The following is a 23,451-nucleotide window of genomic DNA, read 5'->3' on the forward strand; positions in this document are numbered from 1 at the left end:
TCCAAAGCGGAGGTTAACGATGCTTAACCATGCCGTGATGGCCTGCTCAGTCGCCGCGATGATAGGGATGACCCGACAGAATGGTAGTGGTGCGGTAAAGCTGCTCGGCCAGCATGATGCGCACCAATTGGTGCGGCCAGGTGAGGGGCGAAAAGCTCAGCACCAGATCGGCCTGGCTGACGAATTCGGGCAGGAGGCCATCAGCCCCACCAATGACGAAGCTTGCCGCGGGGCGGCCATCGTCACGCCAGCGGCCGATCTGGTTGGCGAAGGTTTCGGAACCGATGGATTTGCCGCGTTCGTCCAGCGCTACCACGACGCCATCGGGCAAAGAGGCGCGCAGGTTCTTGGCTTCTTCGGCCTTGCGGCTGGCCGAAGAGGAGGCGCGGGATTCAGTGAGTTCGATGACATCGAAGCCGGTCAGCGCCAGCGGCTTGCCGCCGCCGGTCGCGCGGTCGAGATACCGCGCAACCATCTCACGCTCCGGCCCGGCCTTCATTCGGCCGACAGCCGCAATCGTTATGCGCATGCGAAATGATCAGTGAGCGTCGGCAGCGAAATCTGCCTGCCACATCTTTTCGATGTTGTAGAACTCGCGCACTTCGGGGCGGAAAATGTGGACGATGACATCGCCGGCATCCACCAGGACCCAATCGCAATGGGGCAAGCCCTCGATGCGCGGCTTGCCGTATCCGGCATCGCGCAGGGCTGTTACCATCTGATCGGCGACGGCACCGACATGACGCTGCGAGCGGCCGGACGCCACGACCATGTGGTCGGCGAGGGAAGATTTGCCGGTAATATCTACCGCAACAATCTCCTCGGCCTTGGCATCGTCCAGGCATTCAAGGATCACATCGATCATGGGGCGTTCCGGGTTGGCCTTGACGGCCTCAGGAGCGGAAATGGTGTTCTCGGGCAGCGCGGCCATCAGCAATGGCCTTCCGCCCATGACAGTGCATGGGTCATGCGTAGGGTCAGCATCCTTGGTTGTTGATCGGAATGTGCAGGCGTTTTGTAAACGGCAAGCAATCAGTTCCTGTTCCGGTGACTATCATCACACGGGGACAATATGCGCTCTCTGGCGCCATTTCGCAAGATTGCCCCCTCACTTTGCATCAAAGTGCCGCGTTTGGGCCCGGATTGCCGATGAAGAGAGCGTCGATTGGCGACCATGGAGATAAATCCACGAGGGGGGCGGGAGCATGGCCAGACGGGGGGCGTCTTCCTCGTCAATGCGCCAGCGCGCCAAGGCGCTCGCTGCCAGAGAGGTGGGCGCCAGGCGGGAAGAGCCGGGCCGGACATAGACGGCCATGGGCAGCATTTCGGCGATTTCGCGCCAGCGCTCCCAGCGGTGAAAATTGACCAGATTGTCGGCACCCATGATCCACACGAAGCGGCGGTCGGGCATGATCTGGGTTAAGAAGCGGATGGTTTGCCAGGAGTAAGTGAACCCATGTGCTGCTTCAAAGCCGGTGACGCGCACTTTTGGATGGCGCAGCAGGCGGCGGGCCGCCAGCACCCGGTCGGCCAACGGGGCAAGTTCCTTGTGATCCTTGAGCGGGTTGCCAGGGGTGACCAGCACCCAGAGCGCATCGAGATCGAGCCGGCGCAGGGTCTCCTCGACCACGAGCCGATGACCTTCATGTACGGGATTGAAGCTGCCCCCAAACAGCCCAATGCGCATGCCCGCGCCGGAGACGGGCAGTTCGGTGATGCCGGGAATGCGGATTGGGTGACGCAGGGTCAAAAGGGATCAGGGTCTCGTTTGGCCGTTGCCGCGGATGCGGTATTTGAAGCTGGTGAGTTGTTCGACGCCGACGGGGCCGCGGGCGTGCATCTTGCCGGTGGCGATGCCGATTTCGCCGCCAAAGCCGAACTCGCCGCCATCGGCGAACTGGGTGGAGGCGTTGTGCAGGAGAATGGCGCTGTCGATTTCGCGGAAGAATTTGTCAACGGCGATGGGGTCTTCGGCGATGATCGCTTCGGTGTGGTGGCTGGAATATTTCTCGATATGGGCGATCGCGGCCTCAAGGCTGTCGACGATCTTTACCGATATAATGGCGTCCTCGTATTCGGTGCGCCAGTCCTCTTCCGTGGCCGTTTCGGTTAGCGGATTGTTAGCATTGACAGTCGCATCTCCGCGCACTTCGCACCCTTTGGCGATCAAAGCGTCAATGATGGGGTTGAGGTGGGTCTTGACCACGTCCCGGTGCACCAGCAGTGTCTCGGCCGCGCCGCAAATGCCGGTGCGGCGCATCTTGGCGTTGAGCGTGACGCTTACTGCTTTTTCGAGATCGGCAGATTTGTCGATATAGACGTGTACCAGCCCTTCGAGATGGGCGAATACCGGCACGCGGGCTTCGTTCTGTACGCGGGCGACCAGTGTCTTGCCACCGCGGGGCACGATGACGTCGATATTGCCGTCGAGCCCCCGGAGCATTTCGCCCACTGCGGCGCGATCGGTGGTGGGGACCAGTTGCACACACTCAACCGGTAGGCCCGCGAGATGGAGCCCGTCGAGCAGGCATTCAACGAGCGCGTGGCTGGAGTGGAAGCTGTCGCTGCCGCCGCGCAGGATGACCGCGTTCCCGGATTTGATGCAAAGGGCGCCGGCGTCTGCGGTGACGTTGGGGCGCGATTCAAAGATCACGCCGATAACGCCAAGGGGCGTGCGCACCCGCTCGATATGAAGACCGTTGGGGCGATCCCATTCGGCGATGGTGGTGCCGACGGGATCGGGGAGTTCGGCAATGGTCTGGACGGCCTCGATGATGCCGTCGATGCGGGCGTCGGTCAGCTCCAGACGGTCAAGGAATGCCTTGGATATGCCCTTGGTGCGGGCCGCTTCCATGTCCTTGGCGTTGGCGGCCAGGATTTTCTTGCGGTGTGCATTGATCGCGCCAGCCGCGGTCAGCAGCGCGGTGCGCTTCTGCTCTGGCGTGGCAATCGCCAGGGCCCTGGCGCCGATGCGGGCATTGCGGCCCAGTTCGGACATGATGGAACCGAGAGATTGTTCGGCTTCAGCCAAGCTCATGGCTTTCCTCCTTGGCGCCAACCAGCACCATATTGTCGCGATGAATGAGGGCGGCACGATTGGACGTGCCGAGCAATTCCTGCACCGCGTCGCTGCGCTTGCCCATAACCAGGCGTGCTTCGTCGCTATCGAGTCCGGCGAGGCCCCGGGCGATTTCGATGCCGTCGGGATTGAGGACGGCGATGGCATCACCGCGCTCGAACTCGCCGGTGACGCGGGTGACGCCGATGGGCAGCAGCGATTTGCCCGTGAGCAGGGCGCGGGCGGCGCCGGCGTCGACGCTCAGCGTACCCGCAAGGGCGAGCGAGCCCATGATCCAGCGCTTGCGGGCCTGGGCGCGGCTCTCGGCCGGATAAAACAGCGTGTGCCGGCCGCCTTCGGTCAGCGCCTTAAGCGGATGATCTTCGGTGCCCTTGGCGATGATCATCGCCGTGCCGGCTTGCGTCGCAATCTTGCCGGCCTCGACCTTGGTGGTCATGCCGCCGCGCGACAGATGGCTCGCGGCGCCACCGGCCATGGCTTCGATGGCGGGGGTGATGACGCGCACTTCGGGCAGATGCCGCGCGTCCGGGTCCTTGGCAGGCGGGGCGGTATAGAGGCCGTCGATGTCGCTGAGGAGCACGAGGCAATCGGCCTCGATCATGGTCGCGACTCGGGCGGAAAGCCGGTCATTGTCGCCATAGCGGATTTCCGCGGTGGCGACGCTGTCGTTCTCGTTGATGATGGGAACGGCGCCGAGGCCCAATAGGGTCGCGATGGTGGTGCGGGCGTTGAGGTAGTAGCGCCGCTCCTCGGTGATGTTGGGCGTGATGAGGATCTGGCCGGTGACGATGTCGTGGCGGCCCAGGGCTTCGGCCCAGGCCTGGCTGAGGGCAATCTGTCCGGCGCTGGCGGCGGCCTGGGATTGCTCAAGGGTCAGAGCCACGGCGGAGAGGCCGAGAAGACCGCGGCCAAGGGCGATGGCGCCGGAGGAGACGATGACGACTTCGCAGCCGTCGGTCTTGAGGGCGGCAAGATCGCTGGCCAGGTTCGCCAGCCACTGCGCGCGTAGCCTGCCCGTTTTGTCGACAAGCAAGGCGGAGCCGATCTTGATGGTTAGGCGACGGTAGGGGACAAGGGCGTTCATGTTTTTGGGCCCTTTAGCACTGTGTGCTCGGCCAAACTCGGGCCGACACCTCCCCCTCGACGGGGGAGGTTGGGAGGGGGTGATGAGAGCCACAATATTGGGGCTCTCGCCCCCCACCCTTGATCCCTCCCCGCGAGGGGGAGGGTGTCGACTGAGACATCAAGGCCAAATTCATCAAGGCGTCCAATTGGGTTCCACCTTGCGGCGCGCAGCTTCCAGCCGCGCGGCCTTTTCGGCGTCGAGCGTGTCGATGATGGCATAAAGCACCATGTCCACCCCCTTGCCGGTAGCGGCCGAGACCTGGAAGACATCGGCCTTGCTCAGCTTCTTGAGCAGCTTGACCTTTTGCTTGAGGTCGTCGGGTTCAATGGCATCCACCTTGTTGAGCACCACGAGCTCCGGTTTTTCGCCCAGGCGCTCGTCATAGGCTGAAAGCTCATTGCGGATGGTGCGGTAGGGGGCCTCGATATCGTCCTGGGTGCCGTCGATCAGGTGGATAAGCACACCGCAACGCTCGATATGACCCAGGAACCGGTCACCGATGCCTGCACCCTCGCTGGCCCCTTCGATCAGTCCCGGAATATCGGCCAGCACAAAATCGCGTTCGCCAATGGAGACGACGCCCAGATTGGGGTGGAGCGTGGTGAAGGGATAATCGGCGATCTTTGGCTTGGCGGCGGAAACGGCCGCAAGGAAAGTCGACTTGCCGGCATTGGGCAGGCCGACCAGACCCGCGTCGGCGATCAGCTTGAGGCGCAGCCAGACCCACTTTTCGGTGCCGACCTGGCCCGGGTTGGCATGGCGGGGCGCCTGGTTGGAGCTGGTCTTGAAGTGCGCATTGCCGAAGCCGCCATTGCCACCCGAAAGCAGCACGACGCGCTGGCCGACCTCGGTCATATCAGCAATCAGGGTTTCGTTGTCGTCCTCGAACACCTGCGTGCCGACAGGAACGCGCAGAACGGTGTCCTCGCCATCGGCGCCAGTGCGGTTCTTGCCCATGCCGTGCGTGCCGGTCTTGGCCTTGAAGTGCTGCTGGTAGCGGTAATCGATCAGCGTATTGAGCCCATCGACGCATTCCAGCACGACATCGCCACCGCGCCCGCCATTGCCGCCATTGGGGCCGCCGAACTCGACGAATTTTTCGCGCAGGAACGCCACGGCGCCGCCGCCACCGTCGCCCGAGCGAATATAGACCTTGGCCTGATCAAGGAACTTCATGTGTTTCTGGCCTTCCAGACGCTACGCGTCAGTTGTGTGTCGATATGCTCCACCTCGGCGCCGCGCGCAAGGCAGAGCAAGGTTGAGCGCCCGATTTCGGTAAACCCAAGCTTGGTTTGAATGGCGAGCGAGGCCACATTGAAGTGGAACACGCCCGAATAGATCACCGGCGCCGGCGAGGCGTCGAAGAACCATCCGAGGCACGCCGCTACGGCCTCAGTCATGATACCCTGGCCCCAAAAGGGCTTGCCCAGCCAATAGCCGATGATCGGTCCCTGACCACCAAGGTGAAACCCGACATGACCGACAAGGCCGTGTCCGGGCAACTCGATGGAGAAATTGGTGTCCTCAGTCGGCAGATTGGGCCGACGCGTCCGCAACCAGGCCCTGGCATCACCAAGATGGTAAGGGAAAGGCACGCGCGCAAGATTGCCCGCCACATCGAAATCGTTGAGATAACGCGCGATCGGCTCGGCATCGCCGACCTGCGCCGGGCGCAGCAACAGGCGTTGCGTCTGGAGCGTAACGTTCATTATTGAGCCCGCTCCTGCCAGCGCTCACGCGTCAGGCGCGTGACCACATGGTCCACATTGTGCTGCAGGGGATGGGAGAAGCGCATTTCGTGGGCGTGCGGCTCGAAGCCGAGCTTTTTCTGCACGGCGAGGGAGGCTGCGTTGTTGTGGTGCGCGCTCGATATCACCCGGTCAGCACTGCAATTGCTGAAGTGCCAATCGAGCAGCGCGGTTGCCGCTTCCGTTACATAGCCCTTGTTCCAGTGCGGGCGGGCAATCCAGAAGCCAAGCTCGTCGAGAAGGGAGATGCAGCCGATGACGCCCCTTTTGGGCAGTTCGATCATCAGCAAGGATTTTTCCGGGGTGGCGGGCTTGGCCTGCCGCAGCCAGTCGATGGCCATGCCCAACGTATAGGGATAGGGCACCGCGGTGAGGAAGCGGGCCACATCATATTCGCCCACGCCCAGCGCCACGCAGGGCGCATCGTCGAGGCTCGCTTCGCGCAGGATCAGCCGTTCGGTATGGATCGCTATCATCTGACCCCATCTCCCCAACAGCGATGGCAGGGCGCCGACCCGCTGGCCGCTCGTACCGAAATCATGGACATGGTGTTGGCGGCAGCAAGGGTCGGTTTCATCTACGATCAGCTCCAGAACGAAAAAAGGGAAACCGGCAAACCGGTTCCCCTTCAAATATCGCTCTGTTTCAAACACGAGCCGGGGAACAGGTCACCGGCTGGGCTTGAGCACCGGCCGGATTATTCGGCGGCCTCTGCTACCGGGTCAACGGAAACAAAAACTTTGTTGTTGGCGCGGGTGCGGAACGACACATTGCCGTCCACGAGTGCAAAAATGGTGTGGTCCTTGCCCAGGCCGACGCCTGTGCCGGGGTGCCACTTGGTGCCGCGCTGGCGGATGATGATGTTGCCGGCGATGACGGTTTCGCCGCCGAACTTCTTGACGCCGAGACGACGGCCAGCGGTATCACGACCGTTGCGGGATGAACCGCCTGCTTTTTTGTGTGCCATGGTCTAGCTCCTTATTCCTTGTCGGCCTTGGGTGCGGCCTTCTTGGCCGGGGCCTTCTTCGCCGGCTTTTCAGCGGCGGTGTCGTCGGTTGCGGCAGCCTTGGGCTCAGCCTTCTTGGCTGGCTTCTTGGCCGGTGCTTCTGCCTTTTCGGCAGCAGGAGCCGCAGCGGCCTTCGGTGCCTTCTTGGCAGGAGCGGCTTCGCTCACGCTTTCGCTCGAGGTCGCAACGCCGGCGGCCTTGACGGATGGCTTGGCGCCGCCGGTCAGGATTTCGGTGATGCGGACGGTCGAGAGCAGCTGGCGATGGCCATTGCGGCGACGGTAATTGTGGCGACGGTTCTTCTTGAAGATGATGACCGTCTTCTGCTTTTTGGTTTCAAGCAGTTCGGCAGCAACGAGCGCACCCTCGACGAGCGGGGCACCCACTTCGTCGCCAACCATCAGCACCTGGTCAAAGGTCACGATGGAGCCGGCTTCGGCATCGAGCTTTTCGATCTTCAGAACGTCGTTGGCGGCAACCTTGTACTGCTTGCCACCGGTTTTGATCACGGCAAAAGTCATACATATAACCGGGAGCGTCAAACGCCCGGTCCCATTTTGTCGCGCTCTGTGGCGCCGCAGGTAAAGCCCAGTCCTGCGGTCTTCTTGCATGCTGCCGGCAATGTAACCGGCGGGCAGCCTCGAACAGCGTTTTCAAACAAAGGAAGCGCGCCAGACCAGCCAGCGCGCATTTCCGAGGGTGCTTATCAGGGCAAAAGCGCCCGGAGTCAAGAGAAGGCGGGCGCCCGATCAGCCTTGGCCGTTAGGGTACCATTCAAGGAGCCGCACTTCCACACCCTCGTCAACCGCGCTCTCCAGCACCGACAGATCGCTCTCGCCATAATGGTAGGGATAAACGATTTTTGGCTTGAAGGTGTTGATGGCCTCCGCCGCCTGCTCGGGCGTCATGGTATAGGGCAGGTTCATCGGCAGGAAGGCTACTTCAATGCCCGTCAGCTTGAGCATTTCGGGCGTGGGCTCGGTATCGCCCGCCACATAGATCACCTTGTCGCCAAAGGTGATGAGATAGCCATTGCCCACGCCCACCGGATGGTACTGCATTCGGTCTTCGGTGGTATTGTGGGCCGTGGTGGCCTCGATGGGCAGGCCATTGAGGTCGGTCGAGCCGCCATTGGCGATGGCCGTAGCATTGGCCTTGAGCGCCTCGGGCAATTTGTCGAATACTTCCTGACTGGTCAGGATCGGGGCCGAACCGGCAATCGCCTCCAGCGTGGGCACATCGAAATGGTCGCCATGGCCATGGGTGATCAGGATGGCGGTGGGCGCCGGCAGGCCCTCATAGAGCGTGGCGCCGCCAACCGGGTCGACATAGATCACCTGGTCACCATAGCCGAGCAAGAGGCTGGCGTGTTCGATGGGGTGGATGGTGACATCGCCACCCGAAGTCGAAATCGTATCGCCGTCCAAAGCGGCCTCCTGAGCCCAGGCAAATTGCGCGGCGGCGACAGACGCCAGCGGCAGGCTTGCCATTCCGATTACTACAGTGCGGCGGTTGGTCATCCAAAATCCTCCCATGGGGTGCAGCTTGCCTTGAACGTATGGCGCCGGCTGTCAGATCGGCGCTGACGGAAAATTGAGCGGTTAATGCAGCACTGGTGTTAATCGCCATCCCGGCATTCACGACCCAAACCAGCCAAAGCCTCACAACAGATGTTGCAGGCCAACAAATGCTATGTCATAAGCCCGCCCGTGTCGACCAGCGGCCTCTCCACGGAGAGCCGATCGATCTCGCGGAGAGATGGCAGAGTGGTTGAATGCACCGCACTCGAAATGCGGCATAGGGGCAACTCTATCGGGGGTTCGAATCCCTCTCTCTCCGCCATCGACCCAGGAATTGGCCCTGTAATCAAAGGGTTAAAAGGGTCGGCTTCTTTAGGCCCTATCGCGTGCCCTATCAAGGAAGTTCCCTGACTTCGCTTCAGAAACGCGACCGCTCAGAGTGTTGCGGCAGTTCCGATGATTTCGATTTTTGGTATGACAGAAAAGGGGCCGAGGCTGTGTGAGAACTCGCTGATCTGGGCGCTCAGGATAGTTTGTATCGGGGGCGTCGGCTCGGTTCACCCGTTATCGCCTTGAGTGTCGAGGCAACGCCAGCGGCGGCGATGGCGCGCTTGATGTTTTATGCCAGGATAGTCAGGCGGCTTCGGTGGCGACGTTCTCGAGGCCGCGCGTTCGGAAGTGGGTAGCGCCCATCCACCCTTTTATCGTGCCAAGGACGTGCTCGACCGTACAGCGGCGGACCGCCATTGCCTCGGGCATCGCGTCAAAGCGGCGCTCCATCTGGTCGAGCACTGCCTCATGCTCCCATCGTCGGATGCGCTTCTCCTTGCCGGCGGTGCACAGATGACGCGATGAGCAGGCGCCACAAGCCTTCTGATTGAAGTGGGCTCCGATGAGCTTGCCGCCCTCCACTCTGGCAAAGCGCTTCTGCAGCTGCTCGCCGGCTGGGCACCGATAGGTGTCGGTCTCGCGCTCATGGACGAACATGGCTTTGCCCCAAAAGCCACGGGCCACGGCCGGTGACGTATTGGGCTTAGGCACCATCGGGATGATGCCCGCTTCGGCGCAGGAGCGGATTTGTTCGCCCTCATAGTATCCACGATCGGCAAGGGCAATCATCCCTGAGCCACCGATCTCGGTCTGCGCGGCCTTGGCCATCTCCAGCAGGTGCGACCGATCATGGCCTCGGTTCGTCACCGCGTTGGCGACGACAATATGGTGCTTGGTATCGACCGCTGCCTGCATATTGTAGCCGACGACACCACGATGATCGCTTCCGGTCGCCATGGCCCGCGCGTCTGGATCGGTAAGCGAGATCTGCTCATCGGGCGCAGCTTGCAGCTGTCGGCCAATCTCCTCGAGTTCGCCCAAACGCCCGCGCAACGAGGCCAATCGCTCCGTTAGGTGCGTCACCGGGAACATGCGCCGGCCGTCTGGAACCGGCCCATGTCTGAGCGACATGATGATGCGTCCGTTTTCGCGCAGGAGCGCGCAAACCCGCCCCATACCACGCCTTCGCTCTCCTTCGTCGAGGTGCATCCAAACAGCTGAAAGCAGGACCAGATCGAAGGTTCCCGCGCGAGGCATAAGTGTTCCAAGACTGGGCAGCGCGTTGGTGACCCACTCGATACTCTGGGATGGATGAAGTTGCCGACCTGACTCGCGTAGCGCAGCGACCGGCTCAACAGCCGCAACCTTGTGACCCCGAGCAGCAAGGCCAGCAGCATCCACCCCTATGCCTGCGCCAATATCGATGATCAGCGAAGGACGCTGCGGAAAGAGCTGCAGCACCTGCTTGGGTCGATCGGTGAAAGACAATTGCTGCCAGCTCTCGACAAGCTCAACCGCATGCTCGCCATAGCCTTCTGTCCCAGCCACTTCAGCGTTCATCTGGCAGCCTCGAAGGTTAAACCAACCGCATGCACTATGCTGGACCTGCTCATAGCCCAACCTAACTCGCACGTCTGCTTCCAGGAAGTCGGCGAAGCTCTCTTCCCGGCCAGTATGGGGCGCAAAGTGACTGCATAGACAGGGTGATACGGGATAATAGCTATCCAATGCGCCGATTTAGCAGAGGCCTGTTCTCCGTTTTCGGATCTGCCATGATTTGCCGATCTTTGCTGAACTTCTCGCAAGCTCGCTTCAAGCGCCGCTTTTGCTCAATTCTGTGATTAAACTGAATGTTCGGGAAAACTTGTCGATAGGGACCTTTGTCCACCTCAGGGGCAAGCTTGTCCTCGTTGATCGCGAAGTACCAGACCTGCAGTACTTGCGCTTCAACCGGCAGCGTGCCGGTTAATGCCTGGTAGTCATGCCACCCTTCCCAAATGACTGTATCGTTTTGCACATCACTGAAGTCAGCGAGGAGCTCCGCATCTTCGCGAACAGTCTTTTTATCTTGCTCATAGAAGTGCTTCATCGCGTTCCAGTACTGGTTACGCAGGCGAACGACTTTCCCAAGCTTCATCTCTGGGTTGAGCTTCAACACAAGCGCTGAGAGCACCTCGACATTCCTATCTTGGCCGACGCCTTCTAGAAGCTCGCAGGCTCCACATGCCAGGGCGTGAACGGATATTGGATCCCTGTCTCGGAGAAACATGTCAGTAGCGGCGCCGAGCTGCGCTCTGGCAATGTCAGTCTTTACCTGGTGAATATTCATGCTCTGTCCTTTTGAAGGGATCATACCTTAGCTCTCAAAGGACACCGGCCGGAAGCCGGACCCGCTGCCTCGGCGCTAACCTCGCTGGCGTCGGGTGACGGGCAGCTTTCAGGAGTTCTCAGGAGAGCTTCAAATGGCTGAAAAGGGGCGCGTTGCTGACCGGCGGGAAGCGCCCCATCTTTGCCGTTCAGGCTGTATGCTAGCTACCGAAAAGCGGACCTGACACCGTCTGAGGCTTTTGGAAGCACACCCGATTGACTAATCCTGAGCGAGCCGACATCCTCGCTGTCGACGTGGCCTGCGCCCAACCTCTCAGACCTTCCCCAGCAAGGTCTGAACGGAGGCAAAGGGACTGCTGTCTCGGGTCGTTATCTTGGTCCGATCGTCTCGGGCGAGTTGCTAGGGAGCTGCGTTCGAGACGTGAAAGGCCCTGTCATGAACCAGAATGGCAACCTCAAGCGCTGTGTCCGAGCCCGCGCAGCAAAAACAGGAGAGTCTTACGCGGCAGCGCTACGGCATCTCCGCCGATCGACGGATACAACCCTGGTTCGTTCAATGCGCATCGCTGTTGCGCAAACATCCTTGTTCAATGACCCTCGCGACTTCACCTCGCTACAGGTGAGCGGTGCGGAGACGCTGTGGCGCGAGGGCCTGTTTGGAGCAGTGCTGTACGGCTAATTCGCCGGCCCGTCCTGCGGTATTGGAGGCGGCTTGGTGTGGAGCGCCCGCGTTTGGCGAAACACATTCGTGATGTCGCCGATACTCAACTGCACCTATATACGTCCGGCAACGATTGGTGATTAAGCTTGCGCGGTATGCATAACCCGGTATACGGGTCGCGAATTAGCGGGAAGCTACTTGCGCGAAACGCGCGAACGAACCAATGTACGGTGCGCACGTTGTCCCGGTCCGTTTGCGGTTTCGTAACGGCCGTCCGTCATAATGCAGTTGAGGTGATCGATCATGGCTTATTCGGAAGTTCCTTCTGACGACGAAGTGGTTGGTGTACTGCGTAAGATGGGCGTTGGTATTTCTGCACGCGCGCTGTGTGATGCGCTTGTGCAGGCTGGCCATCCACGGCCTGACAGTCAACTTGCCATTCAACGCGCTACAGAGCGCGGCCGAATTGTAGTGGCCAAAGACTGGACCCTTACCGCATCTAACGACATGGTCGCAGCCTGATTCCAGCGTGGTCTCCGGAGGATCGTGAGCACCGTCGGCATGAGCTGGCGGCTGTAAGCCCACGTCCAATTGGCGATGAGCAGCGGGCGCAGTTTGAGCGGGATCGCGATCGGCTTCTCTACTCATCTGCATTCCATCGACTAGCTGGAATAACTCAGATTGTGCGTGCTGGCGAAGCTGGGGTTTTCCATACTCGTCAGCAGCACACCATCAAGGTGGCACAAGTTGGCCGCCGTCTCGCCCAGAAGCTGCTCAAGGAGCAACCAGAGTCAGCTAAGCACCGAGGCCTAGACCCGGAAGTTGTCGAGGCAGCCTGTTTGCTGCACGATTTGGGCCATCCACCGTTCGGGCATGTGGGCGAGTCTGTTCTGGATGCTCTTGTGAAGCCATCCGATGCTGATGGCTTCGAAGGTAATGCTCAGTCCTTCCGAATTGTGACCAAACTGGCCATCAGGTTTCCTGAACATGACGGCATTGACCTTACTAGGGCAACCTTGGCCGCAAGCCTTAAGTATCCCTGGTTTAGGGCAGGTGAGGGGAAGGCTTCCAAAAAGTGGTCCGCCTATCGAGCTGAAACAAAAGATTTTGAGTTTGCTCGCGAGTTTCACCAGCACACTGAAAAGACGCTCGAAGCAGAGCTTATGGACTGGGCCGACGACGTGGCCTACTCGGTCCACGATCTGGAAGATTTCCACCGCTGCAACGCCTTACCTTGGCAGCGCGTCTTTCAGGAAGACCAGAAGATCATTGATCATGCCAGTGGTGGGGTAGGGCAGTATGATCCTAAGCGGCAACGCTTAACCGCGGCATATCTTCGTCTTAAAGAGTTCCTTGGGGGCACCTACTCCGTACTCTTAGAGACCCAGTACGAAGGCACACGTGAGCAACGCGAACAGCTGCGCCGCATGACCTCTCAACTCATCGGCAAGTACATGGGCGCTATCCGCATCAATGATGACCTCACATCCAATCGTGCGGTAGAGTTTGACCAAGACAAGGTCGATGAAGTTCTGATCCTCAAGCAGATCACTCGAGACTATATCATTGGCAGCCCGACCCTTGCCGCTCAACAGCACGGGCAGAAAAAGATAGTCACCGATCTGTTCGGTGCGCTAAAAGACGAGCTGGACGCAGGCAAGGAATATCCAGCGTTTCTGCCTCACCGACTCCGCTATTTGCGAAAGATAGCAGAGAATAGCCCAGCTAGGTTCGTGGCCGACTGTATCGCTAGCCTGTCTGAGTCCGAAGCGGTTGCGCTACATTCCCGGTTGATGGGTGTAGGCACTGGATCCGTGTTAGACCCGATAGTGCGATAGGGTGAATAGACATAGGACCGGCGTGATCAGTCGCGCTTGAAAATTCTCGCCAGCAGCCCCTTCTTCTGAGCCGCTTCCCTCACCCGCTCTTTGTGGACAAGTTCTTGTATGAAGTCGATGTTCAGTTGTATTCCGATCGCGCAGGCCTCCTTCTGACAGTCAGGTGGAGGAAGCTTTGACAGGAAAGCGCTTGTTGCGATCTCTCCATCAAGGCGGCGACAACCATCGCACTCCAGCGTAAACATGCCGTCTATTTTGAAACGGTCTCGGCCTGACGTTAATCCCGACCGAACACTCCGCTCTCGGAAGTAGGAGAACTGCGCGTCCAGTAAGGTCGCCTCTAGCCCCTTGAGCGGGGCTGTTCGGCCTTTCTCCGTAAGAGCATCGATCGCCTCAACGGTCATATCGGCGTTAGCCCTAATTCCCAGATCTCGTTTTGACTGCGCAGACAGTTGGATGCCGATTTGGCGAAATAGCCTGCCAATCTTATGGGGATGATGGCCTTCATTCTCTTCCATCAAGATCGCCAAGGCGGGCGCATATTCGGGCTTGATGTACCCGAGGCGGGATATCGCCTTCTCGATGTGCGGCAGGTAGCGCATGCCCGCTTCCAATATCTTGCTCGCGATACACTCGCCGACAGCGACATGCCCGGCAAGTCCCCGCTTTCATGAATCGGCATCAGCGATGCCAGAAGTAGGCAGGATCGGCCCGGACACCGCATTCCAATTCCAGGAGGCAAATGAAGCGGCAACAAGTCCGTGCAATCCAACCGACCGGTCGAGCCGCACCCATGATCAATCACCAGTTCGTTGCGACGGAATCGAACACCCGGTCAATCACCCCAACGGATGATTCCGCCCACGTCCCGATACAGGTGCACGTTCGTACCCAGGTCGTAGTAGCTGAGATATCGGCCGTACTTGCTTGTCTCTTCATGCCGAACTTTGAAAGCGTCTTGGTAAATGAGCGTTATGTGGATTTCGAGTTCGAACGTCCCCCGGTCATCGGATACCTCGGCTGCAAGATAGGGGTCGAACTCAGCGAAGGCTTCTTTCACAACTCCCGCAGCTATGTCGGACCGGGACTTAGTGCTTGAAGCTTCTCGCGCCGTGTCACCATCAATAGCTTTGGTGAGCAACGTCACCCTGAAGGCGACGTTGTACGCTGGGGAAACCCCGGAATTTTTAACCTTATAGTCTATCCTCAGCGTTCCACCCTTGATGGATGCGCTTGCAAACTCCACCAATAGAAATGGCCTGACCGCGATCTCACTGGCTCGAGCCCCCTGAAGGGCCGCCAGCGCTCCGCTCCTGGTTTCCTGCAGGGTTCTCGCAAGCAGAACCAGGCCGAAGGCCCCCACCATTGTGGATACGATCGCCACAAAGGCCATGAACCAAGCAGCATCACTCATGCTGCGCTGTGTGGCCAAATCGAGGTATTCAATGGAGTATGGACCAAGGATGGGCAGGTGCTCTGCGCGAGGGATACCCACAAGGGCCGTGGAAAGCAGTAGGCCGCCTATCATGCCCGCCCCGACAAGCATGAGCGACCAGGCGCCAGCATTCGCCAGCCTGCGTATACGCCACCACTTCATGTTTTACCCCTGATTCCTCAGCAGCCAGTTAGTCGTTCGGCGGCTGCTGTAGTCAACAGGAGGGCCACGTGATCATCCCCAGTGTCGCAGTTGACAGCGACCAAAATGCCGTTTCCCGTAGAGCACGTGTGATGTGCATAGTCCGAGGTGCGTAGTGTGTTTAGGTCGAGGGTGAACTGGTGGGCCCGCGGCGCCATGCCGGCAGAGCGGCAACGCACCAGGCTTGCGATGACAGGCAAGACGGTGAATGGCACAGCGGTGTGGACCGAAGCCGAGGAGGCCCAGGGCACAGCGGCACCTCGATCGCGGCCGAACTAGCGGACGGCACGACCCCCGACCAGATAGCCTGCATGGTCGGTCATTGGGGCATTGCTCCCAAGAGCAGCGATCCGCGTTTCACTTACGTTGACGTGCGCGTGCCGCTCGCTGCGAAGTTCCGCACCTAGCTAGCGGCCGAAGCTAAGCGCCACGGTATGGAATTGCCGGATCTGATGCAGAAGGTGACGGAGATCCGCCGTCTCATGACCGCAGCTCATGGAGCCGGTGTGCGACTGATCCACTTTCCCGAAGGCGCCACCTGTGCACCCAACAAGAGGATCATGTCGGGCATCGGGCCGCAGGAAATTGGCCCTCCGACTGGAACACGTTTGTGTGGATGGCTTTGCGTCAGGGACTCCAGACCATCAGCAAACATGCGCAAACGCTGCGGCTCTGGACCGTTCTTGGCTCGGTTCATCAACTGACCCCACCACATCGCCCTCAGAACAGCCTCTAAGTCATCTCGATCGTGGAGAGTTGGTGACCCGCTATGACGAGCGGATGCTACAGTGCCAAGCTGGAACGGGCAGTGTGATCTGTGCATGCGACAAGGACAGTTGGCATCTGGTCCGAAACGAAATCATTAGTGAGTGGATTAAGTGGTTAACGCTTTGAGGATTGCGGCGCTAATGTCCGCCGTTCTTGAACCTGCTGACTCAGCTATGGGTCTGATCTGGCCCGAAAGCTGACCATTCGCAAACCGCCCCAAAGCCGTCATTGGGCTATTCAGCGAACCGGCAGCTTTCGGTAAGTCGCAATGGCAGCCTGAGCGGCAGGACTTGGGCGCATTGCTGCTTGGCGGTTTGCGACCCATTGCGCATCTCATTAGAAAAAGCACCGCGTCACGCTCTTATTGCCAGCACTAGGCTTCGGCTTCGGCACCGGAGACGGCCTCTTGGAATAGCCGAGCCAGTCTCTCTCGATCCTGGACCAGCGACGCCACCTCATTGCCGTTGAACCTCATGCCGTGCTCAGACATGAAGTCCAACAAGAATGTGGCTACATAAAACTCAAACAGTCCGTCCAAGCCTGCTCAGCATGAGCTAACCAAGCGTGGACATAGTCACTTGGCCCTCCGCTGTCGAGCAAGGCGGCAGCGGTGAGCGCAGCGGGGTAACGGGCATCGCCGTAGCAAAGGTCGTCCACATCCACGATGCCTGACAGATATCCTTCCGGGGAAACAATGACGTTCTTGGTTGTCGTGTCATGAAGGAAGAGTACGGGCTCCACTACATGCAGCCTCGCGGTAAATTTGGTCAGCAGAGAGCTAACCTGGTCGACGGCTGTTGCGGAAAACAACCCGTTCACGACGATCCTTCCTCGAGAGCGCTCTACATGAGCCCGAACTACATCCGTCCAGCTCGCATGGGGGGCCTCGGCGGCCCTTGACGCATAGCCAAAACCGGCGCCACTGCTCGAGTCGAGCAGTTGCTGTCTGTGCATCCGCGACCGCTCTGGCGATATGGCGGAGCTGATCTGTCGACAGGACATATAGAACATGGCCAAGATCGGTACCTCGAAGGCGCGTCATCAACACATATGGAAAGCCTGCGTGTTCGCCATGGCCCAATACTGCGGGGAGCGGCACACCCAGGGGCTTCAATTGCGCCGACAACAACAATCCTTGCTGAAGAACGCCAGCTTGTTCGGCAAGGCCAATACGCACAGCGGCCTGGCCCGCTCCAGAAGTTACCTCATAGACGAAGAACGCGGTGCCTGTTGTGAACCGGCGCGCTGTGGCTGCCGCCAGCCGAAGGCACGTTCAGCGATTGCGCAGGTGACCTTTTCTGAAGGCAGCTCTCTAGACAACTTGCGCTCCGCGATATGCAGTGGACTTGCCACGAGGAGAGGATGAACAGGCCCGCGACAAGCCCGGGCGATGCGGCACAAGCACCGGTCACACTAGAACACAACTGCGGTGGGGATATGATGACTAAGGTAGGCAGCGAAACCGATTTGGGTCATCTCCAGCGCAGAACCCCGGCGAAGCGCCCGACGCACTCATCGTACCGGGTGTGAGCCGTGCCGCTAGCCAACTACCGAAGGCAAAAGCATTGATTTCCGCTGCTACGCCGATGGTCCAAACAGACCAATGTCAAAGGTGGTGTGGCCTGCGTCCCACGAGAGGAACGTGCTGTAGGCGTAGACGCCTCTTACGCGTAGATGCCGTTCATTTCGGATGCTTGCGCCTCTGCGCCACGCTCGAAAAGTTTGAACATGTTGCGAATTGCCACTTAGGCTTAGTTAGAGCGGCGCCCAATTCGGCCGGCCGCATTTTAACGCCCAAGTCCCTTCGAATGGAACCAACGCAATCCCTCCATCGTGTCGGCCTTGGGACGATATTCGCAGCCGATGTGGCCCGCATAACCGAGCTCATCGATCATCCTAAACAAATAAGAATCGTCCAGCTCTCCGGTACAAGGTTCGTGCCGCAGCGGCACTGACGCGGTCTGGATATGGCCGGTGATTGGCAGGTACTTGCGCAACGTTGTGGTCACGTCGCCATGTAAGATCTGACAGTGATAAATGTCGAACTGAAGCTTCACATTCGGCCGTCCTACTTCGGAAATGATCTCCGCTGCCATGTCGAAACTGTTGAGGTAATAGCCTGGCATGTCGCGCGTGTTGAGCGGCTCTAGCAGCACGTCGATGCCATGCGCCGCCGCTATCTCAGCCGCTTCGCCCAGTGCCGCAAAATAGCGCGTGCGGGCAAAAACATCGTCTGACGGTGCGATGCCGGCCATCATGTGCAGGCGCGGCACGCCGAGTGCCGTGGCATAGCTGAGTGCCTCGGTTAGGTTCGCGCTGAACTCCGCTTGGCGCTCGGGGAACACCGCGATGCCGCGCTCGCCCGCGGCCCAGTCTCCCGGGGGCATGTTGAACAGCGCAGCCCTTTGCCCCGCCTGTCGCAGCCGATCTTGCACCACTTCGATCGGGTACTCATAGGGAAACAGGAACTCCACCGCGTCGAACCCGGCTCTGGCCGCGGCGGCAAAGCGATCGAGAAAAGGCACTTCGTTGAACATCATGGTCAAATTGGCGGCAAAGCGCGGCATGGCAAGGCTCCGATCAGGTCGTTTTGCGCTGCGGCAAGGTGAGTCCTGTCACCTGGGCAATCATCCGGGCCACCGAGGCGTCGTCATCGCGCCCCATGCCGGCTGCGGCCGTGGCGAGGAAAAGCTGCAAGGCCGTCGACGCTACCGGCAGTGGGAAATTTTCCTTCTGTCCCATTGCCGCAATGATCCCCAAGTCCTTGGTGAAGATGTCAATTGCACTGCGGGGCGAATAGTCGTTGTCGAGAATATGCGGCACCCGGTTCTCGAACATCCAGCTATTGCCTGCCGAGGCGGTAATCACCTTATAAACTGAGTCCAAGTCCAACCCGAGCTTGCTGGCAAAGGTCATCGCCTCGCAAGCGGCTGCGATGTGCACGCCCGCCAGCAGTTGGTTGACGATCTTGTAGGCGGCCCCTAACCCAGCGGCATCGCCAAGCTCATACACCGTTTCAGCAATGGCCAACAGCACCGGACGGGCAGCCGCAAAGGCCGCCTGCGAGCCAGAAGCCATTACCGTAATTGTTCCGGCTGCCGCCTTGATGGAGCCGCCGCTGATCGGGGCGTCTAGATAAAGCAGGCCCTGCGATTCTGCCAGGTTAGCGAGGCGCCGGGCATCGTCCGGCGACATGGTGGCGCAGGACAGGATCACCCCGCCCTTGGCCATAACGGCCGCCGCACCGTTCTCGCCGAACAGCACCGCTTCGGTCTGCGCAGCATTAACCACCATTACCACTACGCCGCTAGCGCCAGCGGCGGCTTCGATCGCACTTTCGGAGGCGCTTCCACCGGCCTCGATAAACCGGGCCCGCAGATCGGGGCTAAGGTCGCAACCAGCGACAGCGAAGCGCGCGCGATGCAGGGATAAAGCCGCTCCCATACCCATTGAGCCTAAGCCAATCACGGCAATTTTTTGCGACATAGAAGCCTCTGGTGACAGCGATATCATAAGCTTGATACGCCGCGCGAAGCTCGTTATCAAGTTTCAGTGTTTGCGCTGTCATGGGGATTGGGTCTTGAGCAGCAATGCCGTTACGCTGCGCGACGTCGCCCGCCTCGCCGAGGTCAGCGAGATAACTGTGTCCCGTGTGCTGCGTGGGTCCGGTCCGATCCGTGCAGCTACGCGTGACAGAGTGCTCGAAGCCGTGCGCCGCACTGGATACGTGCAGAACCGTCTCGCGGGAACCCTCGCTTCCTCGAGCTCCAACCTGGTAGGGGTCGTGCTGCCTTCCCTTTCCAACAATGTGTTTCCCGAGGTTATGGCCGGCATCAATGCCGCTCTGGTCCGCTCCGGTTACCAGCCGGTCGTCGGTGTTACCGATTACGACGCCAAAGCCGAGGAACACCTGGTTCGTTCCATCCTGGCTTGGAAGCCCGCGGCGATGATCCTGACCGGATTGCAGCATAGCCGTGAAACCGTGCGCCTGGTGGAACGCGCCGGCATCCGCGTCATTGAAATCATGGATGTTGGCGGTCGCCCGATCGATGTTGCCATCGGCCTCTCTCACTATGCCGCAGGTATGGCCACCGCCAAGCACCTGCTGGCGCGCGGCTATCGCCGCTTCGGTTTTGTCGGGCACGACATCAAGCGCGATCACCGCGCCGGCCAACGCCTCCAAGGCCTGATTGAATGGCTTGTAGAGACTGGCATGGCGCCTCCTCGGATCCAGCTCAGCAACGGCGCTAGCTCCATTCTGGCAGGTCGCGCCGGCTTGCAGTCCCTGCTCGCCAACTACCCTGAGTGTGAGGTGGTCGTTTTCGCCAATGACGATCTGGCAGTGGGAGGAGTCTATCACTGCCTTGCTGCTGGCATTACGCTGCGTGATCAGTTAGGCATTTTTGGCTTCAACGGCCTCGATATTGCGCAGGCCCTGCCGCAGCCGCTCTCCACCATCCGCTCTAACCGTGCCCTGATCGGACAGATTGCTGTAGAGACCTTTTTGCAATCCTCGACCCCGGAGCCAGAAGGCCGGGTGATCGACACTGGCTTCGATATTATCGCAGGCGAGACCGCCTGACCTGAAACCCGGAGGATTGCCATGTATATCGGCGCCATTGCGGACGACCTGACCGGCGCAACGGACCTGTCGCTGACCTTTTCGCGCGAGGGCATGCGTGTGCTGCAGGTCGTCGGCGTTCCCGATGCCAAATTCGACTTTGGCGATGCCGATATCGTTGTGGTCTCTCTGAAGTCCCGCACCATTCCAGCCGCGGAGGCAATCGCGCTATCCGTCGCTGGGGCCCAAGTTCTGCTTGCTGGCGGCGCGCAGCAGCTATTCTTCAAGTACTGCTCAACCTTCGACTCGACGGACAAAGGCAATATCGGTCCGGTAATTGATGCCCTGCTCGAGCTCTTGGGCGAGACCCGCACCGTTGCCTGCCCCGCCTTTCCAACCAACAAACGTACCCTGTTCAAGGGCCATCTGTTTGTCGGCGACCTGCTGCTGTCCGACAGCAGTATGAAGAATCATCCCCTGACCCCGATGCACGACGCAAATCTGGTTCGCGTGCTTCAACGCCAGACCAGTACTCCAGTGTCGCTGATTGCCCGGGATGTCGTGGCCGGGTCGGTGGGCCAGCTGGAACAGGCCTTTGCCGAGCTCCGTGGCATTGCCATCGTCGACGCCATCACTGACGACGACCTAAGGGCCATCGGTCGCGCTGCGAAAACAATGAGGCTGATCACCGGGGGCTCCGGCGTGGCGCTTGGCCTCCCGGCTAATTTCACTGGCCGGCATGCAGCCGTTGCGCACACCCAAGCCGTCCATGTGCCGTCCGGAGGGGCCGTAATCCTGGCTGGCTCCTGCTCTTCGGCCACACGGCGCCAGGTCGCTGCCGCGATTGCCGCTGGCACCCCATCCTTCCAACTGGACGCTTTTGCCATTGCCGAGCACCGGATGACCGTAGAAGACGTTGTCACCTTCGTGCTGTCTCACCGTGAAGGGAATCCGCCGCTGGTCTATTCCAGCGCCAATCCCGCCGTGATTGCCTCTGTGCAGGATAAGCTCGGCCGCGATGCCTCCGGCGCTCTGGTGGAGGACTTCCTTGCAGCAGTTGCCGGGCGCCTGCACGAAAACGGCTTCAACAAATTCTTGGTTGCCGGCGGCGAGACCTCGGGTGCCGTCGTCGGTGCGCTCGGCATAACGGCGCTGCAGATCGGTCCCGAGATCGATCCCGGTGTGCCATGGACGCGCTCGCATGGGGACGATTGCCCAGTAGCGCTGGCGCTCAAATCCGGCAACTTCGGCAGTGACGACTTCTTCCTCAAGGCTTGGGAGCTGGTTCGATGAGTGGGATCGTCTCCGAACAGACCAAAAGTCGAGACGAGATCGTAGCAGTCGGTCGATCCCTGTTCGACCGGCGCCTGACCGCCGGCTCCACCGGCAATATAAGCATGCGCCTCTCAGATGGCTCCATGCTAATGACGCCAACTAATGCCTCCCTTGGCGATCTAGACCCTGCCCGACTATCGCTGCTGGACGGTAAGGGCATGCACCTTTCGGGCGACAAGCCGACCAAGGAAGCGTTTCTACATTCCTGCATGTATTGCGAACGCAGGTCCGACAATGCGGTTGTGCATCTGCATTCGACCCATTCGGTCGCGGCCAGCATTCTGGCGGATGTCTCGCCGGCCGACGTACTGCCGCCGCTCACCGCCTATTACGTGATGCGCGTCGGCCGCCTACCGCTAGTCCCCTATTATGCTCCAGGCGATGCTGAGTTGGCTCGTGCCGTGCAGATTGAAGCCAGAAAGCACCATGCGATACTTTTGGCCAATCACGGACCGGTCGTTGCCGGCGCCTCACTGCGCGAGGCGCAATATGCCATCGAGGAACTCGAGGAAACGGCCAAGCTGTTTCTGATGCTCGACGGCAAGAATATCCGCCCGCTCACCAGCCAACAGGCTGACGCGTTGCGCAAATAGCCATTCCGGCATGGCAACGAAGACCCTGTTTTGATCGGCGCTCTGCCCCTTACGACGGCTTGACAGCTGGCGCGCTGCCCCGCAAAGTACACTGGTCTGGTGGTCGGTCCACTGGATCAGGAGGGGAGAGTGCCACGGACTGCTCATAAGCTACTGCTAGATAAATCGACTGGTCTGGGCAGACAGCTTGAGCGCCGGACGATCAAGGACGTCATCGCCGACAAGATTGCCGCCTTGATTGCATCAGGCGTTCTATCCGAGGGTGACGATCTACCGAGCGAGCGGGAGTTGGTGGCTGCTCTGTCCGTGAGTCGAGAGACCGTTCGCGGCGCCATTCAGACACTGGCAGCACGAGGCATCCTGGACGTCAGCCACGGCTTGCGTACTCGGGTCGCGAACGCCGACTTCTCTGGCATGTATGTGGGCATAACCAACCGGCTTAACGTTGACAGCTACGATGTTCATGCCGTGCATGGAGCAAGACTGCTGATCGAACAGCAGGTGGTCGGAGACGCTGCTGCGAGCATTTCCGCCGGCACCCTGAACCGTCTGCACAAGTCACTCGAAGCGCAATCGTCCTGCCTCGCAGATCCAGTCCGCTTTCTTATCTGTGACCGTGAGTTTCACGTCACGATCTACCGAGAGTGCGGCAACCCACTGCTCGCCGACATCGTCACTGACCTATACACCTATATGATGGATTACCGCCGGCGCGCCGTGTCGCAGCCAGGCGCAATCCAGGAGAGCTTCGCGGATCATCAAGCCATTGTGGGCGCGCTAGGTAGGCGCGACCGGGAGGCTGCTATGGCCGCGTTCGCCGCGCATGAGGAGCGCATCTACGCCTCAACCCGCAGGATGCTGGGGGCTGACACCAACATCAGATCATAACGCCGCCGGCATCGTATATAAGTTTAGGGAGGAA

24 protein-coding genes, 1 tRNA gene and 3 pseudogenes are annotated in these 23,451 nt (G+C 60.0%); 9 read left to right on the top strand and 19 right to left on the bottom strand.

The window, feature by feature from the left end; genetic code table 11:
• Positions 1-46: 46 nt before the first annotated feature.
• From rlmH to C8264_RS19085, 11 genes are all read right to left on the bottom strand, one after another.
• Positions 47-529 carry a 23S rRNA (pseudouridine(1915)-N(3))-methyltransferase RlmH gene (gene rlmH / locus C8264_RS19035; RefSeq protein ID WP_108462575.1) on the bottom strand — a complete coding sequence of 161 codons (483 nt, stop codon included), beginning with the start codon at positions 527-529 and terminating at the stop codon, positions 47-49.
• A gap of 9 nt (positions 530-538) precedes the next feature.
• Positions 539-931, bottom strand: a complete 393-nt coding sequence (gene rsfS, locus C8264_RS19040; protein WP_108462624.1) for a ribosome silencing factor — start codon at positions 929-931, stop codon at positions 539-541.
• A gap of 177 nt (positions 932-1,108) precedes the next feature.
• Complete coding sequence (locus C8264_RS19045) at positions 1,109-1,750, bottom strand: nicotinate-nucleotide adenylyltransferase (RefSeq protein WP_342748713.1); 642 nt, start codon at positions 1,748-1,750, stop codon at positions 1,109-1,111.
• 6 nt (positions 1,751-1,756) lie between these two features.
• Positions 1,757-3,037, bottom strand: a complete 1,281-nt coding sequence (locus C8264_RS19050) for a glutamate-5-semialdehyde dehydrogenase (protein WP_108462576.1) — start codon at positions 3,035-3,037, stop codon at positions 1,757-1,759.
• On the bottom strand, positions 3,024-4,163 hold the full coding sequence (proB, locus tag C8264_RS19055) for a glutamate 5-kinase (RefSeq protein ID WP_108462577.1): 1,140 nt from the start codon (positions 4,161-4,163) through the stop codon (positions 3,024-3,026). Before proB ends, C8264_RS19050 begins: the two co-directional genes overlap by 14 nt.
• Before the next feature lie 174 nt (positions 4,164-4,337).
• A complete protein-coding gene (obgE, locus tag C8264_RS19060; RefSeq protein WP_108462578.1) occupies positions 4,338-5,381 on the bottom strand; it encodes a GTPase ObgE in 1,044 nt (347 codons plus the stop codon).
• Positions 5,378-5,914: a GNAT family N-acetyltransferase gene (locus C8264_RS19065; RefSeq protein WP_108462579.1), complete on the bottom strand. Its 537-nt coding sequence runs from the start codon at positions 5,912-5,914 to the stop codon at positions 5,378-5,380. Before C8264_RS19065 ends, obgE begins: the two co-directional genes overlap by 4 nt.
• On the bottom strand, positions 5,914-6,429 hold the full coding sequence (locus C8264_RS19070; protein WP_108462580.1) for a GNAT family N-acetyltransferase: 516 nt from the start codon (positions 6,427-6,429) through the stop codon (positions 5,914-5,916). Before C8264_RS19070 ends, C8264_RS19065 begins: the two co-directional genes overlap by 1 nt.
• A 221-nt stretch (positions 6,430-6,650) precedes the next feature.
• Positions 6,651-6,920, bottom strand: a complete 270-nt coding sequence (rpmA, locus tag C8264_RS19075) for a 50S ribosomal protein L27 (protein WP_108462581.1) — start codon at positions 6,918-6,920, stop codon at positions 6,651-6,653.
• A gap of 11 nt (positions 6,921-6,931) precedes the next feature.
• Complete coding sequence (gene rplU / locus C8264_RS19080; RefSeq protein ID WP_108462582.1) at positions 6,932-7,480, bottom strand: 50S ribosomal protein L21; 549 nt, start codon at positions 7,478-7,480, stop codon at positions 6,932-6,934.
• Positions 7,481-7,708: 228 nt separating this feature from the next.
• Positions 7,709-8,479 (bottom strand): MBL fold metallo-hydrolase, encoded by a 771-nt coding sequence (locus C8264_RS19085; RefSeq protein ID WP_108462583.1) that lies wholly within the window; start codon positions 8,477-8,479, stop codon positions 7,709-7,711.
• 232 nt (positions 8,480-8,711) lie between these two features.
• Here C8264_RS19085 and C8264_RS19090 point away from each other — a divergent pair.
• Positions 8,712-8,801: transfer RNA gene (locus tag C8264_RS19090), tRNA-Ser, on the top strand.
• 311 nt (positions 8,802-9,112) lie between these two features.
• On the opposite strand, the gene C8264_RS19095 is transcribed toward C8264_RS19090, so the two are convergent.
• Together C8264_RS19095 and C8264_RS19100 are read right to left on the bottom strand one after the other, a co-directional pair.
• A complete protein-coding gene (locus C8264_RS19095) occupies positions 9,113-10,369 on the bottom strand; it encodes a transposase (protein ID WP_108462584.1) in 1,257 nt (418 codons plus the stop codon).
• A gap of 160 nt (positions 10,370-10,529) precedes the next feature.
• A complete protein-coding gene (locus C8264_RS19100; RefSeq protein WP_162783771.1) occupies positions 10,530-11,138 on the bottom strand; it encodes a hypothetical protein in 609 nt (202 codons plus the stop codon).
• Positions 11,139-11,573: 435 nt separating this feature from the next.
• Between C8264_RS19100 and C8264_RS22660 the strand changes: the two are divergent.
• From C8264_RS22660 to C8264_RS19110, 3 genes and pseudogenes are all read left to right on the top strand, one after another.
• Positions 11,574-11,771, top strand: a pseudogene (locus C8264_RS22660) (carbon-nitrogen hydrolase family protein); the annotation flags it as partial.
• A gap of 330 nt (positions 11,772-12,101) precedes the next feature.
• Positions 12,102-12,320 (top strand): hypothetical protein, encoded by a 219-nt coding sequence (locus tag C8264_RS22305; protein WP_162783772.1) that lies wholly within the window; start codon positions 12,102-12,104, stop codon positions 12,318-12,320.
• Positions 12,321-12,364: 44 nt separating this feature from the next.
• Entirely contained in the window at positions 12,365-13,636 is a 1,272-nt protein-coding gene (locus C8264_RS19110) for a deoxyguanosinetriphosphate triphosphohydrolase family protein (protein ID WP_108462586.1), read from the top strand.
• 26 nt (positions 13,637-13,662) lie between these two features.
• On the opposite strand, the gene C8264_RS19115 is transcribed toward C8264_RS19110, so the two are convergent.
• The gene (locus C8264_RS19115) at positions 13,663-14,238 is read right to left on the bottom strand and encodes a hypothetical protein (RefSeq protein WP_108462587.1); all 576 of its coding nucleotides are present in this window, start codon (positions 14,236-14,238) and stop codon (positions 13,663-13,665) included.
• 233 nt (positions 14,239-14,471) lie between these two features.
• Entirely contained in the window at positions 14,472-15,233 is a 762-nt protein-coding gene (locus C8264_RS19120; protein ID WP_108462588.1) for a hypothetical protein, read from the bottom strand.
• Positions 15,234-15,736: 503 nt separating this feature from the next.
• Here C8264_RS19120 and C8264_RS22665 point away from each other — a divergent pair.
• Positions 15,737-16,058 (top strand): annotated as a pseudogene (locus tag C8264_RS22665) (carbon-nitrogen hydrolase family protein); the annotation flags it as partial.
• Between the two features lie 492 nt (positions 16,059-16,550).
• On the opposite strand, the gene C8264_RS22790 reads toward C8264_RS22665, so the two are convergent.
• From C8264_RS22790 to ltnD, 4 genes and pseudogenes are all read right to left on the bottom strand, one after another.
• Positions 16,551-17,051: a phosphotransferase gene (locus C8264_RS22790; RefSeq protein WP_108462589.1), complete on the bottom strand. Its 501-nt coding sequence runs from the start codon at positions 17,049-17,051 to the stop codon at positions 16,551-16,553.
• Positions 17,029-17,301, bottom strand: a pseudogene (locus tag C8264_RS23000) (phosphotransferase); the annotation flags it as partial. The pseudogene C8264_RS23000 and the gene C8264_RS22790, both read right to left, overlap by 23 nt.
• A 526-nt stretch (positions 17,302-17,827) precedes the next feature.
• Positions 17,828-18,607 (bottom strand): 2-oxo-tetronate isomerase, encoded by a 780-nt coding sequence (otnI, locus tag C8264_RS19140; RefSeq protein WP_108462590.1) that lies wholly within the window; start codon positions 18,605-18,607, stop codon positions 17,828-17,830.
• A 13-nt stretch (positions 18,608-18,620) separates the two neighbouring features.
• Positions 18,621-19,544: an L-threonate dehydrogenase gene (gene ltnD / locus C8264_RS19145; RefSeq protein ID WP_162783780.1), complete on the bottom strand. Its 924-nt coding sequence runs from the start codon at positions 19,542-19,544 to the stop codon at positions 18,621-18,623.
• A 76-nt stretch (positions 19,545-19,620) separates the two neighbouring features.
• On the opposite strand from ltnD, the gene C8264_RS19150 reads away from it, so the two are divergent.
• The 4 genes from C8264_RS19150 to C8264_RS19165 all read left to right on the top strand — a co-directional run bounded on the left by C8264_RS19150 (position 19,621) and on the right by C8264_RS19165 (position 23,417).
• Positions 19,621-20,622 (top strand): LacI family DNA-binding transcriptional regulator, encoded by a 1,002-nt coding sequence (locus tag C8264_RS19150; RefSeq protein ID WP_162783774.1) that lies wholly within the window; start codon positions 19,621-19,623, stop codon positions 20,620-20,622.
• Positions 20,623-20,643: 21 nt separating this feature from the next.
• Positions 20,644-21,894: a 3-oxo-tetronate kinase gene (gene otnK / locus C8264_RS19155; protein ID WP_108462593.1), complete on the top strand. Its 1,251-nt coding sequence runs from the start codon at positions 20,644-20,646 to the stop codon at positions 21,892-21,894.
• A complete protein-coding gene (otnC, locus tag C8264_RS19160; protein WP_108462594.1) occupies positions 21,891-22,529 on the top strand; it encodes a 3-oxo-tetronate 4-phosphate decarboxylase in 639 nt (212 codons plus the stop codon). Before otnK ends, otnC begins: the two co-directional genes overlap by 4 nt.
• A 129-nt stretch (positions 22,530-22,658) precedes the next feature.
• Positions 22,659-23,417 carry a FadR/GntR family transcriptional regulator gene (locus C8264_RS19165; protein WP_108462595.1) on the top strand — a complete coding sequence of 253 codons (759 nt, stop codon included), beginning with the start codon at positions 22,659-22,661 and terminating at the stop codon, positions 23,415-23,417.
• Positions 23,418-23,451 lie beyond the last annotated feature (34 nt).

The organism is Devosia naphthalenivorans (assembly GCF_003056355.1).
Classification (GTDB): Bacteria; Pseudomonadota; Alphaproteobacteria; order Rhizobiales; family Devosiaceae; genus Devosia; species Devosia naphthalenivorans.

Excerpts from the sequence above, each read along its gene's own strand:
- C8264_RS19050 (WP_108462576.1), bottom strand. The coding sequence starts at position 3,037 with ATGAGCTTGGCTGAAGCCGAACAATCTCTCGGTTCCATCATGTCCGAA.
- C8264_RS19065 (WP_108462579.1), bottom strand. The coding sequence starts at position 5,914 with ATGAACGTTACGCTCCAGACGCAACGCCTGTTGCTGCGCCCGGCGCAG.
- otnC (WP_108462594.1), top strand. The coding sequence starts at position 21,891 with ATGAGTGGGATCGTCTCCGAACAGACCAAAAGTCGAGACGAGATCGTA.
- C8264_RS19085 (WP_108462583.1), bottom strand. The coding sequence starts at position 8,479 with ATGACCAACCGCCGCACTGTAGTAATCGGAATGGCAAGCCTGCCGCTG.
- otnI (WP_108462590.1), bottom strand. The coding sequence starts at position 18,607 with ATGCCGCGCTTTGCCGCCAATTTGACCATGATGTTCAACGAAGTGCCT.
- C8264_RS19100 (WP_162783771.1), bottom strand. The coding sequence starts at position 11,138 with ATGAATATTCACCAGGTAAAGACTGACATTGCCAGAGCGCAGCTCGGC.
- proB (WP_108462577.1), bottom strand. The coding sequence starts at position 4,163 with ATGAACGCCCTTGTCCCCTACCGTCGCCTAACCATCAAGATCGGCTCC.
- C8264_RS22305 (WP_162783772.1), top strand. The coding sequence starts at position 12,102 with ATGGCTTATTCGGAAGTTCCTTCTGACGACGAAGTGGTTGGTGTACTG.
- obgE (WP_108462578.1), bottom strand. The coding sequence starts at position 5,381 with ATGAAGTTCCTTGATCAGGCCAAGGTCTATATTCGCTCGGGCGACGGT.
- otnK (WP_108462593.1), top strand. The coding sequence starts at position 20,644 with ATGTATATCGGCGCCATTGCGGACGACCTGACCGGCGCAACGGACCTG.
- C8264_RS19095 (WP_108462584.1), bottom strand. The coding sequence starts at position 10,369 with ATGAACGCTGAAGTGGCTGGGACAGAAGGCTATGGCGAGCATGCGGTT.
- rpmA (WP_108462581.1), bottom strand. The coding sequence starts at position 6,920 with ATGGCACACAAAAAAGCAGGCGGTTCATCCCGCAACGGTCGTGATACC.
- rplU (WP_108462582.1), bottom strand. The coding sequence starts at position 7,480 with ATGACTTTTGCCGTGATCAAAACCGGTGGCAAGCAGTACAAGGTTGCC.
- C8264_RS19115 (WP_108462587.1), bottom strand. The coding sequence starts at position 14,238 with ATGCGCTACCTGCCGCACATCGAGAAGGCGATATCCCGCCTCGGGTAC.
- C8264_RS19070 (WP_108462580.1), bottom strand. The coding sequence starts at position 6,429 with ATGATAGCGATCCATACCGAACGGCTGATCCTGCGCGAAGCGAGCCTC.
- rsfS (WP_108462624.1), bottom strand. The coding sequence starts at position 931 with ATGGCCGCGCTGCCCGAGAACACCATTTCCGCTCCTGAGGCCGTCAAG.
- rlmH (WP_108462575.1), bottom strand. The coding sequence starts at position 529 with ATGCGCATAACGATTGCGGCTGTCGGCCGAATGAAGGCCGGGCCGGAG.
- C8264_RS19120 (WP_108462588.1), bottom strand. The coding sequence starts at position 15,233 with ATGAAGTGGTGGCGTATACGCAGGCTGGCGAATGCTGGCGCCTGGTCG.
- C8264_RS22790 (WP_108462589.1), bottom strand. The coding sequence starts at position 17,051 with ATGTTCTATATGTCCTGTCGACAGATCAGCTCCGCCATATCGCCAGAG.